Raw genomic sequence first — 13,117 nt, 5'->3', positions numbered from 1 at the left:
AAAAATTGTTGAACAAAGAATGTAAAAATTGAGCTTTGAATTATGGTTTATAAGCATTGATTTGATTCATTGCTTGCTGAATCTCACCATTGACCAATAATTTCGTTCTCGCTAAAGCATGATGTATAGCATCGTCCATCAGTGTTTGTTCACTACTTGGTGCTTTGCCAAGTACATGTCCTGATACTTTTTCTTTTGCGCCAGGATGACCAATACCTATACGAAGACGATGAAAATTAGAACCGATATGTGGAACAATGTCACGTAGACCATTGTGACCACCATGTCCGCCGCCAGTTTTTAAACGAATTACACCTGGATCCATATCCAGTTCGTCGTGGGCGATGAGAATTTCTTCTGGTTTAATTTGATAGAATTTTGCGAAAGGAACAACGCTTTGACCAGAAAGGTTCATAAATGTTGTTGGCAGTAACAGACGAACATCTTGTCCTTCTATATTGCCGCGACCACTGATTCCTTTGTATTTTGAATCAGTTTTTAAAGTTATGCCATATTGCTCTGCAAGGCGTTCAACAAACCAGAAGCCTGCATTATGGCGGGTTTGGGCATATTCAGAACCTGGATTACCCAAACCAACAATCAGTGAAAGTTTACTCACTCATTTACACCATTAAACACTTATGCGCGTTTGAAGTCAGCGTGCATAGGAGTGTTTTTAGATGGGTGACGTTGTAACGCTTGGATTTTAACGCTTTCAACTTTACCATCGATGTTGATTTCAACAACTTCTTCAAAGAAAGCATTGTTTTCTAAAACTTTAACAAGCTCACGAAGTTCTAAAGTTACTGCTACAGGTTCAGCAGCACCACCGTAGATGATTGCTGGAACTTTGTTTTGAAGACGAAGGCGGCGGCTCGAACCTTTCCCTTGAACTGCTTCTTCACGTGCTACTGCATTTAATACGAAGTTTGCCATGATGACATTTCCTCATTGAGTTTAATTGACTGAACTTTCGACCAGTCCAGTGATAGAAAGCCCCACCTAAGGGCAGGGCTTTGAAAATTTTGCGCTATTATAGATAAGAATCAAACATTGCGCTAATAGATTCTTCGTTGTTAATACGACGAATTGTTTCAGCAACCATACTTGCTACTGAAACTTGGCGAATCTTACCAAGTTTTAATGCTTCTTCTGAAAGTGGAATTGTGTCAGTAACAACCAATTCATCAATCACAGATTTGCTTAAATTTTCAAGTGCTTTACCTGAAAGTACAGGGTGTGTTGCATAAGCAACCACTTTACGTGCACCAAAAGTTTTTAATGCATCGGCAGCTTTACACAATGTACCAGCTGTATCCACCATGTCATCCACGATTACACAGTCACGATCACGTACATCACCAATCAAATGCATCACTTGTGATTCATTTGCTTTTTGACGACGTTTATCGATGATTGCAAGATCAATATCACCCATTTGCTTTGCAACAGCACGTGCACGCACAACACCACCAACGTCAGGTGAAACCACCATCAGGTTGTGATGCTGTTGTTGACGCAAGTCAGCAAGTAAAGCAGGTGTACCGTAGATGTTATCTACAGGAATATCGAAGAAGCCTTGGATTTGGTCAGCATGCAAATCGATCATGACAACACGGTCAATACCAACAGTCGTCAGCATATCTGCGACAACTTTTGCTGTAATTGGAACACGAGTTGAACGTGGACGACGGTCTTGACGAGCATAACCAAAGTAAGGAATTACAGCAGTAATACGACCAGCACTTGCACGACGCAATGCATCAGCCATTACCAGGATTTCCATAAGGTTATCATTGGTAGGGGCACAAGTGGGCTGTACGATAAATACGTCTTTACCACGCACATTTTCAGTAATTTCGACAGTGATTTCACCATCAGAAAATTTACCTACAGCAGCAGCTCCAAGAGGAATGTGCAGATGGCTAACGACTTTTTGGGCGAATTGTGGATGCGCAGTTCCACTAAAAACGACAAGATTGGGCATGAAGCACCCTTGGCGGTTGGCAGATTTGAAATTAGATGGCAGGGGCGGCTGGATTCGAACCAACGGATGCCGAGATCAAAACCCGGTGCCTTACCACTTGGCGACGCCCCTAATGCGGCAGAATTTTAGTGTTTTTGCATGTTTCTGTCAAGGTAAATCAACATTAAATGCAAATACCATGTTCTGTCTTTTTTGAGAAAATGGCAGGGGCGGCTGGATTCGAACCAACGGATGCCGAGATCAAAACCCGGTGCCTTACCACTTGGCGACGCCCCTAAAATACAACGATCTACAGGTGAAAAATGATGGCAGGGGCGGCTGGATTCGAACCAACGGATGCCGAGATCAAAACCCGGTGCCTTACCACTTGGCGACGCCCCTATCATTACACTTTAAAATGAGTGAGTGGTGATTCATTCAAACTGTTGACCAAAAAGGCTTTGCAGGGTGAATGATTTAAAATATCATCAATCTTCATTTGTTCAGTGACTTCAACAAAAACACAAGCACCTGTACCTGTAAGCTTTGCTGTACCGAACTGATCTAAATACTGCATTGCTTCATCAACCTCAGGGTATAAACTTCTTGCCAATGGCTCAAAGCTATTTCTGAAATCAGATGGCTTTAGCTGATAGGCGCAAAATTTAGTAGGCTTCGTATCTCTTGTCAATGTTTTTTGCGAAAAAAGTCGTTGAGTGCTGATAAAACAATCAGGTTTTAACACAATGTATTGTTTTTGATCTAAGTCTATGAATGTTAAGTGTTCACCAATACCTTCTGCCCAAGCATTACGACCATGCACAAAGATAGGAACATCTGCACCCAATTTAACGCCAAATGCTGCCAGTTGTTCAGTATTTAACCCACATTGCCACAATTGATTGACCACGATCAATGTAGTTGCCGCATTTGATGAGCCACCACCTAAGCCAGCACCCATTGGAATATTTTTTTCAATACGAATACTTAAGCCACTTGCGTGTTTCGCATAAGGAAGCAGCATTTGTGTAGCTTTGTAGATCAGATTGTGTTGCAGATCGACATTCTCCAATCCCTCAATCACGATTTGATCGGAATCTCTTTGGCTAAATTCTAGCCAGTCATATAAATCAATGAGCTGAAAAATACTTTGCAACTCGTGATAACCGTTTTCACGGCGACCAGTAATATGCAAAAACAGATTCAATTTTGCAGGTGAGGGAACACGAAGCATAGATTTGATTGCCTGATGTTGAGATTTAACGGTTTTGAATCACCATTGTAATACGGTTTTCCTGACCTGATTCAAGTTGTTGCTTTAAAATTAGTTTGTTGGGTAAAGTCGCCTGATGATTATAACTAAAATCTACTGTCCAACCATCTTCAACAATTTGAGTAATACGTTGTGCTGAGTCATGTGCAACTTGTGCATTTTCAGTGGCAGGATAGCCCTGTACCCAGTCAACAATATGCGTGATGGGAGCGACCCAACCGGTGGCTTTTTCAAGAAGTTCTTCTGGGCTTTCAGCTGAAATTAACCCAGTCTTAGAACTGTTTAAAGTCACTTCACCTGATTTTCCTTCAATAATGGTTTTACCAATACCTAAGATACCATTGAGCTGAATATTGAAATCTTGTTGATTTTGCGACCATGTATAGAAAGCACTGCCAGATTGTTTTGGGGTTTTTACCCCAATTTTTCCCTCTAAATTGAATTGATTTGATGGCTTTTGAGTTGAACCATCTGTAGGTACCTGTGTTGGTGTGGTTGGGACAGGCTTAACGACTTGCTGACACCCAGTAAAAACAAGTGTTGCTGTTGCAGTAAGGGCGAAGATGATCTGCTGAATGTGACGCATATAGGCGATTAACTCTTTTTAATATGTTGCGGTAATATTAGTGAATCTAATTGATTTAATTGAGGATCATTTGGATGATTTTGTTTGAGTTGTTGTAACACTTCATTAAATTGTGGCAATGCACCTTGCATATACAAAGACTTTGCATAACGAATCCCAATATTAATACTATGACTCAAACTATAAGCCTTAGAGAGAATATTAGAGGCTGCATCAAAATCATTCTGCAAAAAGGTAATATAGCCCAGAGTATCTAAAATAGATGCTTGATCGGGTGCATATTCTAAAGCATGTTCAGCATAGCGACGTGCTTCGTCTAGACGTCGATTTTGCAAAGCCAACGTATAAGCATAAGCATTTAGATAAGCTGGATTATTGGGTTCTAAATTCAATAGCTGTTTAAGTGCTTTGTCCAGAATATCGCGATTTTCAAAAGGGTCTAGCAATAAAATTTCAGAGTATAAAATTTCGGGGTCGTCGGGCAGATTCTTGACAGCTTCATTAAGCAAACTTAAAGCTGCTTTTTTATTGCCCATACGTTTTAAAATTTCAGCTTGCGCTTGATATAAGAAACTTGCATGTTGCGGATAATTTACACGTTCCTGAGTTAAAAAGCGCAGAGCATCATTCATTTTATTTTGTCTCTCAAAAATCGAGACGAGATTACGACGTGAAACCGTATATAAATTTCCATCTACTAAACGATAATAGGCTTTTGCCGTTTCATCATTTTGCTTACGCTCGGCATTGACTGCTAAATAAAAATAAGCTTCGTTTTGATAGCGAGAGGAATAACGTAATTCCACCAAATACTGTTCAGCTTGATCAAATTTTTTTAAATCAATTGCTGTTAAACCTGCAATAAACAAAGCTTCTTCAGCATCTGGCCAGGTTTGAATTATGGTTTCTAATTTATCTAATGCCAGTTCAGATTGATGGGTTTTAATCAGATATTTAACTTCTGCCAACCGAATGTCATAGTTATATTTATTTTTGCGACTACTACGATTATACCATTTTAAGGTTTCTTCCTGATCGCCTAATGCCTCAAGTAGATTGGCTTTCATAAGAATAAAACCAGTCACTTTCGGGCGTTTTTTCAATGCCTTATTGACTGTTTTAAGGGCTTGTTCAATCTCGTCACTTTGCGCTTCTAAGCCAGCAATTAAGATTAACACGGAAGGGTTATTTTTTTCTTTGCTTGCTCTGAGTGTGCTGAGTAGATTTTGACGGTCAACTTCAGACTCAGGGGCAATTCCTTCTAGAATTTTTTCTAAATCCGCGTTTGGATCGATTGTAAGAATACTGTCGAGCGTTTCAGCAGCCAGTTCATACTCATGTGATTTGAGTGCAATATGTGCCAAATAAAATTTTGCAGGAACATCTTCAGGTTCTTGTACAACCCAATGTGTTGCAATATCTAATGCTGCTTTTAAATCATTTTGCTCAATAGCTACATTGAGCGCACGTTGTTTAATGGTGGTGGAATTACTGCGAATTGCCAACACCGTATAATTGTGCAAAGCAGTTGCTGTATCATTATATGCCAGTGAAAATTCAGCAATGATGCTTTGTTTTAATGCATTTGTATTATATTTTGCATGATAAAATTCTCCAGATGCTCTAATATGAGCACTAGAAGCCATGCTACCAACCAGTAAGAATGTGGTAGAATATTGCTTAATTGTCATGCCGCTTAAGCGGTTGTTTATTTGACGCAAGTTTTCCGAATCCAAGTATGCTTTTTATGACACCGTTATTGCACAATAGCATAAATTTAGCGAAATGATGATCTGATATGTCTTTCTTTGCATTGGGTGTCAACCATCAAACTGCCTCTGTTGAGCTTCGTGAGCAGATCGCTTTTAATCCAGAACGATTAAAAGATTTGCTGACGGAGCAAAGCCACTGCCAAAATTTGAATGATATGGTGGTGGTCTCAACATGTAACCGCACTGAAGTCTACGCCATGGCTGAAAATGCCGATATGGTATTAAATTGGCTCGCCCAAACCAATGGTATTGATGTAAAGCAATTGTCAAATCATGTATATCGTTATGAAAATACAGATGCTGTTTCACATTTGATGCGTGTTGCAAGTGGCTTAGATTCTCTTATGTTGGGTGAGCCTCAGATTCTTGGGCAGGTCAAATCCGCATTATCGATTGCTAAAAATGCAGAAATCGTTTCACAAAATCTCAATCAAATTTTTGAATATGCTTTTTATGCAGCAAAACGTGTGCGCTCTGAAACTGCTGTGGGAAGTCATGCCGTATCGATGGGTTATGCCGTTGCACAGCTTGCTTTACAGGTATTTAGCAAACCTGAAAAACTGACAGTGATGGTGGTTGCTGCAGGTGAAATGAATAGTTTGGTGGCTAAACACTTGGCTGAAATGGGTGTGGCAAAAATTCTCATTTGTAATCGAAGTCGTGAACGTGCAGAAAAGTTAGCACAAGAAATTGCCCATCGTGTCGAAGTAGAAATTATTGCTTTTGATGAACTTGCAACACAACTTTATCGTGCCGATGTGATTTCAAGTTGTACTGGAAGCTTACATCAAGTGATCGCTTATACAGATGTAAAAGCGGCATTAAAAAAACGACGTTATCAACAGATGCTTATGGTCGATTTAGCTGTTCCTCGTGATATAGATCCGAAAGTTGAAAGTTTGGATGGTGTGTATTTGTATGGTGTAGATGACTTACAGAGTGTGATTGATGAAAATCTCGCTCAGCGTCGCCAAGCTGCGGTTGAAGCAGAGGTGATGGTCAATCAACTGGTCACTCAACTGGTTACACACCAGAAAGTCAAAGATGCTGGCAGTACGATTCAGCAATTCCGCGAGCATGGCGAAGAGCAACGTCAAGCAGAGCTTGCACATGCAATAGAGCGTATTCAAGCAGGTGAAGATACCCAACATGTATTAGAAGATTTTGCCCACCGCTTAACCCAAAAACTGTTACATCCTGCCTCAATTCTACTGCGTCAAGCAGCTCAGGATGAAGATCCATCACATTTTGAATGGATGAAAGAAAATATTCAGGATATTTTTGAGCAAGAACGAAAACCTAAAGCAAAATAATGATTTAAGAAAGTAATGTAGTGAAGCTTTTTGCTTCAACAAATATTGTTCATATATACTCGTGTTATCAAATTAGAATACAGAAATTAAAATGCTTAAAACTTTATATTTATTCATATTATTACTGATCTCAATTGAATGTTTCGCAAAGCCTGTAAAAGATAATGACATGCTATTGAAACAAGCAATCCATGATCTACATAACATCTATACTCAGGGAGGAATTTTGGAGGTTATTGATTCTGTCGATGAATGTTATAAGGATCTTCAAAAACCTAAACTGTACTGTTTTTATTTAGACTATTCAGCACGAATATGGGATGCGCTTATGATTGAAAGTTTAAATTCACAAACAAATTCCCTGTATTCAACAAATAAGTTTTTTAGTGATGAAAACTTTCAAGAACGTATATATCTAAATGTTTATAAACCTTATGATTCCTCAATGGAAGAGGCGAACAGTCACATGAATTTTTTGTATTACAAAATAATTGATATGATCAATGAAGAGTTTATAAAACATTAACTATGAACTAACTTTAAACTAATTTGCTTGGTTAATTCATTGAGTTGTTTGCGTAAATTACGAGATTCACTTAATGAGGCTGGTGCTTTAAGTTTTTGCTTTAAATACTTTTCTTGTAATGCCAGAGAGTAGTCCGATGCCAATTTATCCGCCATTTCTGGAGCTTCGGTTAAAGCTTGGATATTGGTTCGTTGCATAATTTCAGACAACTCTAAGTGGTATGCACTGCAAGCACCTAAAATATAATAGGTCGCTAGTTCTTGATCATCGGGTAAATCATCAAAAATACGATCAAATACAGCGAGCACTTTTGCTAACAATTCATCTGGTTGAATAAATGCACGTAACACTTCAAAGTGAATATATAAAAATGGATGTTGCATTAAAATCGCCACTGCAAAGTCTTCGTCTTTGGTGCGAATATTAAATGAGAGTGATGCATCCAAGCTGACTTGCGGTTGCCATTTACGATTGAAGCCTAATTTTTCTTTAAAAAACTGTCTTAACAGATAACGATATGAACCTTGTTTAGGCAATAATTCAGTCAATTGATTCAGTTCTGCCATGACCTGACTTTTTCCTTCAGGGGTGGTGACATCATAATTTTGACTTAATAGTGCAAAGACAAAGTCTGATAATAGCGGTGACTGTTGCCAGATCCGTTGAAAAGTCTCTAAGCCTTCTTTACGAATCAAAGAATCAGGATCATGTTCTTTAGGAAGCACAAAAAATTTAAGTTCACGCCCATCATTCAATAAAGGCAAAGCAATTTCTAAAGTTCGTCGAGCAGCCTTTTGACCTGCGGCATCACCATCAAAGGCGATCGTAATTTGATTGTTCTGTTTAAATAAAATGCTTAAATGGTCTGCATTACTCGCCGTACCCAGTGTTGCTGTTGCTCCAGAGATTCCATTTTGCTGTAAAGCAATAACATCCATATAGCCTTCAACCATGAGCCAGTTTTGGGCACGATCTTTACGTCCTTCATATAATCCATACAGCAGTTGATTTTTATGAAAGACTTCAGAGTCAGGAGAGTTAATATATTTGGGTTTGATTTCGTCATTTAACGCACGACCACCAAAACCAACGACTCGACCTTTACTGTCTCGGATAGGAAATATTACTCGATCACGAAGTAAGTCAAAGTCACGCCCACTATCACTGGTACGAATCAGTCCAAGTAATTTTAGACCTTCAATATCTTGAGGAAATGCTTTTTCTAAATGTTGCCAATCTTCAGGTGCATAACCTAAACGCCAATATTGAATCGTCTCGGTGCTTAAACCGCGATGTCTGAAGTAGTTCTGTGCAACTTTACTATGTGGTAACTGGCGTTCATAAAACTGTGCAATATTTTCGAGCAGGTCGTAAAGATTCCCGTCTTGAGGTGGTTGTACAAATCCGGTTTGATCAAATTGTGTCGGATCAAAATGTTCGGGGTCTGGATACTGGCTAAACGCTTCAAAAGGATCAATCTCAAAAGAAGGAGCGGCTTCTGTATTTTGTTCCTGTGTTTTTGACGCTGCATTTTTATCCTCTTGCGTTTGGGCTTGAGGCTTAACTTGTGGTTTTACAGTTTCGCGTTTATAAGAAAGTTTTTTATTGTCTTGATTATCTTTAGGGAGTTCGATTCCAGCTTGGCTAGAAAGCTCTTTCATGACATCGATAAAGTTTCGATTATCAATATCCATAAGAAAACGAATGGCATTACCATTTGCCTGGCAACCGAAGCAATGATAGTACTGTTTATCACGATATACATGAAAAGAAGGAGACTTTTCCTGATGAAAAGGGCAGCAACCTGAATAGGTACGACCTGTTTTTTTCAATTTCACACGTTGACCAATCAGATCGACAATATCGGTACGATCTAAAATTTGATCTATTGTGTGCTGAGGAATAGCCATAAAATTTAAGTCATATATCGTTTGAAGTCATTTAAAGTTTAACGCAGTTTTAACCTTAAAAATATCCATGAATAAAAAAGACGGGTAAAAACCCGTCTTGAATTGTCGCGGTGAAGTCATATCAAAGATGATATTTCTTAACACACCTTATTTGCGTTGACCGTCATAAAGGCTTTCATCTGCACGAGCAGGTTCTTTTGAAACTTCACGATTTGGACGATCAAGCAAGCCAAAGCTAACTTTATTCAATAAGCTCGACTGCTGTTCTGAGTTTGAAGATGTTTCAGTATTTGTATCTTTTGATACTTCTGCTTTTTCACCACGACCTAAAATACCAAGGGTCGCACGGTTCCACCAACTGCCTTCTTTGCGTGCAGCACGAATATTCACTTCACCATTTGATTTAACAAGGTTTGGATAGTTCAGCTTAAGCACGTCTTTGTATTGTTGTGCAGTATCTTTGTCGCCCAGTTTGTCATAGCCATAAGCCATGGTTGCTAAAGCTTCAGGAATTTGTGGGGTTTGTGGATAATGTTCAATGACCCATTGCGAGCGTTCAATTGCAGCCAAATAAGCCTTACGTTTAAGATTGAAACGGGCAGTATTCATCTCACTTTCAGCCAATTCTTGACCGATATACTTCATACGTTGTGCAGCATCAACCGAATATTGGCTTGATGGATAACGACGAATCAAATCTACAAAGTTTTGATAAGCGATTTTTAAATAACCTACGTCACGATGTGCTTGTTTCAACGAAGTATAACGAAGCAAACTGTCATAATTTTGCTCCATGTTTGCCACACCACGGACATAATAAGCGTAGTCTAAATTTGGGTGCTGAGGATTTAAGCGAATGAAACGATCTGCCAGCGCGATTGTACCTTCATAATCTTTTTGCTTGAACTTGGTATAAAGCAGTTCAAGTTGAGCTTGCTGTGCATATTGTCCCGTTGGGAAGTATGTATCCATAGCTTCCAACGCTTTTGCAGCATCACCGTATTGCCCACGGTCTAGTGATTTTATCGCATTATTGTAATAAGTCTGCTCATTTGATTTTGGACCTGTATCGACAACCTCTTTCTTGGGATTGCTGCTACAACCTACAAATACTGTTGCTAAGCCTACAGTTAAAGCAAGCATTGTGACTTTATAACGTGGTAGCGACATAAAAATTCCTCTGTTGATACGGGCAATAGGCTACAATTGCGCTATTAAACCACTTTTGTCCGAATGAGCAAATGACTTCAGCACACTCTTCTAATTCTAATTTCTCAGAAAATGATTTCAATTTACTTGAAGATTCTGAGGATGCAGATAATCATAATTCTGCGCCAACTGCAACACGTTTATCGTTGCAATTTCAACTGGATGAAAGCTATTTAGGGCAACGTATCGACCAAGTTGCTGCACTTGTTTGGAGCGAGTTTTCTCGTGAAAAACTTAAGCAGTGGATGAAAGACGGTCATTTGTTGGTAAATGGTAACACGGTCAAGCCTAAGTATAAATGTGAAGGCAATGAACAGTTAAGTCTCAATGTTGAACTCGAAACTCAAACAACTGCGCAGCCTGAGAATATTGCTTTAAATATCGTTTATGAAGATGACGATATTATGGTGATCAATAAACCTGTGGGTATGGTTGTACATCCTGGCGCGGGTAATCCGAATGGTACATTGGTCAATGCTTTACTCTACCATTATCCTAAATCTTCGGAATTATCCCGCGCAGGTTTAGTACATCGTATCGATAAAGATACCAGTGGCTTATTGGTTGTTGCTAAAAACTTAGAAGCACAATTTTCGTTAAGTAAACAATTGGCTAAAAAATCAGTCTATCGTGTTTATGACTTAGTTTGTTATGGTCATATCATAGCTGGTGGAACCATTGATGAACCGATCAAACGACATCCTGTTGATCGTGTCAAAATGGCGATTTTACCTGGCGGTCGTGATGCTGTGACGCATTATAATGTTAAGGAACGTTTTCAGCATTTTACTCGTGTACAGGCGCAATTAGAGACGGGACGTACACATCAGATTCGTATTCACTTTACTTATATTGGTTATCCATTGGTTGGTGATCCTGTTTATGTGAGTCGCGTTAAAGTACCTGCTGGGGCTTCGGAAAAGTTAAGTAGCACTTTGCGTAACTTTAAACGTCAAGCTCTACATGCATCTAAATTAGGACTTATTCATCCACGTACTCAAGAGGAAATGATATTTGAAGCGCCTTGGCCTGAAGATTTTACCAACTTGGTTGAAGTTTTGCGTTCTGAAAATAAAGCGTATTAATTTATTTAAAATAATTGATGGTTAGTGGAGAGTTACATGCAATTTGTTCAGGGATTACCTCTAGGCGTATATGTTGGTCAAACACATATACAACATCCAATGGCTTTACCATCTGTACAGCAAGAGTTTGGAGGTTTCAATTTAGCGTTGCATGTGAATGATGATCCACGGCGTGTACAGCAACATCGGATGATTTTATTGGATGAGTTCGCTGTACATGGTGTCAACAAGATTACATGGATGACACAAACACATAGTACGATTTGTCACACCATCAATGAAGAAATTACATTTAATGCCTTAGTGGGGGATGGGTTGGTAACGCAAACACAAGGTCATGCCTTGATGATGATGACTGCGGATTGTTTACCTGTGGTTTTGGGAAATGCAGATGGTACTGAAGTTGCTAATTTACATGCAGGTTGGAGAGGTTTAGCAGGTGGAATTATTGAAAATACCATTTCAGAAATGACATCTCAACCAGCATGGGCATGGCTAGGGGCTGCAATTAGTCAATCTTGTTTTGAAATTGGTCAGGAAGTAAAAACTGCTTTTTGTACTCAATATGCTGAATTGGAAACAGCTTTTAATGAGGGTGAACAAGACGGTAAATACTATGCAGACTTGTATGCGATTGCACGTTATATCCTTAAACAGCAGGGTGTTAAAATTGTCACGGGTGGTGATCAGTGTACTTATCGTCAGTCTGAGGACTTTTACTCCTACCGCCGTCGCCCTAAAACAGGTCGTATGGCAACTTTTGTATTTATGCAGAACTAAAACTATATTTTGAGATATTGCTCGAAATTTTATAGATTGAGTAAAAGTACTTTTAACACTTCACAAGAATTGTTTAAAAATGAATTGATGTTAAACTTGACTAAATTTGTTTGTTTTCAATTGATATGTCTTTATCTGCTAAATCTATCGCGATTGTTTATCATAGCCCTTTTGGTCATACTGCTAAAGTCGCGAGCTATATTGCGCAGGGCATCGAGAAGGTTGGAGTGACTGTCCATAAAATGGATATTGAGCATATAGATTGGGATATTTTGGACCAAGCCGATGCAATTGTATTTGGTTCACCTACTTATATGGGCAGTGTAACAGGTCCATTTAAAATGTTTATGGACTCAACCTCTAAGCGTTGGAAAAATCGTGATTGGCAAGGGAAGCTCGCTGCCGCATTTACTAACTCAGGTGGTTTAAGCGGAGACAAATTATCCGTATTACAGCAGATTAATATCTTTGCGATGCAACATGGCATGCTTTGGTCTGGTTTGCCTTTAATGCCAACAGGAATCAAGCCCACAGATTTAAACCGTATGGCGGGTTATTTGGGTTTAATGACGCAATCAGACAATGCACCTGTTGACTTAACACCGCCATCTGGTGATTTACAAACAGCCTTGTGGTTTGGTGAGTATCTTGCACTATTATTAAATAAATTTAGGTAATCTAACTAGAAAATTAGGTA

Annotated in this window: 12 protein-coding genes and 3 tRNA genes; 4 read left to right on the top strand and 11 right to left on the bottom strand. The window is 39.0% G+C overall.

Annotation, left to right across the window (positions count from 1 at the left end):
• Positions 1-40 precede the first annotated feature (40 nt).
• The 9 genes from pth to F938_RS07420 form a co-directional block, all read right to left on the bottom strand.
• Positions 41-619, bottom strand: a complete 579-nt coding sequence (gene pth, locus F938_RS07460) for an aminoacyl-tRNA hydrolase (protein ID WP_004828267.1) — start codon at positions 617-619, stop codon at positions 41-43.
• A gap of 20 nt (positions 620-639) precedes the next feature.
• Positions 640-936 (bottom strand): 50S ribosomal protein L25, encoded by a 297-nt coding sequence (rplY, locus tag F938_RS07455; protein WP_004828269.1) that lies wholly within the window; start codon positions 934-936, stop codon positions 640-642.
• Positions 937-1,033: 97 nt separating this feature from the next.
• Positions 1,034-1,987, bottom strand: a complete 954-nt coding sequence (locus tag F938_RS07450; protein WP_004828271.1) for a ribose-phosphate pyrophosphokinase — start codon at positions 1,985-1,987, stop codon at positions 1,034-1,036.
• A 36-nt stretch (positions 1,988-2,023) separates the two neighbouring features.
• Positions 2,024-2,098: transfer RNA gene (locus F938_RS07445), tRNA-Gln, on the bottom strand.
• 90 nt (positions 2,099-2,188) lie between these two features.
• A tRNA-Gln gene (locus F938_RS07440) sits at positions 2,189-2,263 on the bottom strand.
• Positions 2,264-2,293: 30 nt separating this feature from the next.
• Positions 2,294-2,368: transfer RNA gene (locus F938_RS07435), tRNA-Gln, on the bottom strand.
• A 4-nt stretch (positions 2,369-2,372) separates the two neighbouring features.
• Positions 2,373-3,200: a 4-(cytidine 5'-diphospho)-2-C-methyl-D-erythritol kinase gene (ispE, locus tag F938_RS07430; protein WP_005030737.1), complete on the bottom strand. Its 828-nt coding sequence runs from the start codon at positions 3,198-3,200 to the stop codon at positions 2,373-2,375.
• Between the two features lie 25 nt (positions 3,201-3,225).
• The gene (gene lolB, locus F938_RS07425; RefSeq protein ID WP_005030735.1) at positions 3,226-3,825 is read right to left on the bottom strand and encodes a lipoprotein insertase outer membrane protein LolB; all 600 of its coding nucleotides are present in this window, start codon (positions 3,823-3,825) and stop codon (positions 3,226-3,228) included.
• 8 nt (positions 3,826-3,833) lie between these two features.
• Positions 3,834-5,546 (bottom strand): tetratricopeptide repeat protein, encoded by a 1,713-nt coding sequence (locus F938_RS07420; RefSeq protein ID WP_005030733.1) that lies wholly within the window; start codon positions 5,544-5,546, stop codon positions 3,834-3,836.
• A 77-nt stretch (positions 5,547-5,623) separates the two neighbouring features.
• Between F938_RS07420 and hemA the strand changes: the two genes are divergently transcribed.
• Complete coding sequence (gene hemA / locus F938_RS07415) at positions 5,624-6,910, top strand: glutamyl-tRNA reductase (protein ID WP_005030732.1); 1,287 nt, start codon at positions 5,624-5,626, stop codon at positions 6,908-6,910.
• Positions 6,911-7,432: 522 nt separating this feature from the next.
• Here hemA and F938_RS07405 read toward each other — a convergent pair.
• Positions 7,433-9,346: a DNA primase gene (locus F938_RS07405; protein WP_005030729.1), complete on the bottom strand. Its 1,914-nt coding sequence runs from the start codon at positions 9,344-9,346 to the stop codon at positions 7,433-7,435.
• A 147-nt stretch (positions 9,347-9,493) separates the two neighbouring features.
• On the bottom strand, positions 9,494-10,516 hold the full coding sequence (locus F938_RS07400; RefSeq protein WP_004828285.1) for an outer membrane protein assembly factor BamD: 1,023 nt from the start codon (positions 10,514-10,516) through the stop codon (positions 9,494-9,496).
• Positions 10,517-10,587: 71 nt separating this feature from the next.
• Between F938_RS07400 and rluD the strand changes: the two genes are divergently transcribed.
• From rluD to F938_RS07385, 3 genes are all read left to right on the top strand, one after another.
• A complete protein-coding gene (gene rluD, locus F938_RS07395) occupies positions 10,588-11,640 on the top strand; it encodes a 23S rRNA pseudouridine(1911/1915/1917) synthase RluD (protein ID WP_005030728.1) in 1,053 nt (350 codons plus the stop codon).
• 36 nt (positions 11,641-11,676) lie between these two features.
• A complete protein-coding gene (gene pgeF / locus F938_RS07390; RefSeq protein ID WP_005030727.1) occupies positions 11,677-12,420 on the top strand; it encodes a peptidoglycan editing factor PgeF in 744 nt (247 codons plus the stop codon).
• Positions 12,421-12,545: 125 nt separating this feature from the next.
• Entirely contained in the window at positions 12,546-13,097 is a 552-nt protein-coding gene (locus F938_RS07385; protein WP_004828290.1) for a flavodoxin family protein, read from the top strand.
• The last annotated feature ends 20 nt before the right edge of the window (positions 13,098-13,117 follow it).

The sequence above is a fragment of the Acinetobacter bereziniae LMG 1003 = CIP 70.12 genome (assembly GCF_000368925.1).
GTDB classification, from domain to species: domain Bacteria; phylum Pseudomonadota; class Gammaproteobacteria; order Pseudomonadales; family Moraxellaceae; genus Acinetobacter; species Acinetobacter bereziniae.
Note: the sequence above shows the minus strand (reverse complement) of the source record. Positions and strands in the feature narration are given on the sequence as shown.

Excerpts from the sequence above, each read along its gene's own strand:
- pgeF (WP_005030727.1), top strand. The coding sequence starts at position 11,677 with ATGCAATTTGTTCAGGGATTACCTCTAGGCGTATATGTTGGTCAAACA.
- rplY (WP_004828269.1), bottom strand. The coding sequence starts at position 936 with ATGGCAAACTTCGTATTAAATGCAGTAGCACGTGAAGAAGCAGTTCAA.
- F938_RS07385 (WP_004828290.1), top strand. The coding sequence starts at position 12,546 with ATGTCTTTATCTGCTAAATCTATCGCGATTGTTTATCATAGCCCTTTT.
- rluD (WP_005030728.1), top strand. The coding sequence starts at position 10,588 with ATGACTTCAGCACACTCTTCTAATTCTAATTTCTCAGAAAATGATTTC.
- lolB (WP_005030735.1), bottom strand. The coding sequence starts at position 3,825 with ATGCGTCACATTCAGCAGATCATCTTCGCCCTTACTGCAACAGCAACA.
- hemA (WP_005030732.1), top strand. The coding sequence starts at position 5,624 with ATGTCTTTCTTTGCATTGGGTGTCAACCATCAAACTGCCTCTGTTGAG.
- F938_RS07405 (WP_005030729.1), bottom strand. The coding sequence starts at position 9,346 with ATGGCTATTCCTCAGCACACAATAGATCAAATTTTAGATCGTACCGAT.
- F938_RS07400 (WP_004828285.1), bottom strand. The coding sequence starts at position 10,516 with ATGTCGCTACCACGTTATAAAGTCACAATGCTTGCTTTAACTGTAGGC.
- ispE (WP_005030737.1), bottom strand. The coding sequence starts at position 3,200 with ATGCTTCGTGTTCCCTCACCTGCAAAATTGAATCTGTTTTTGCATATT.
- F938_RS07450 (WP_004828271.1), bottom strand. The coding sequence starts at position 1,987 with ATGCCCAATCTTGTCGTTTTTAGTGGAACTGCGCATCCACAATTCGCC.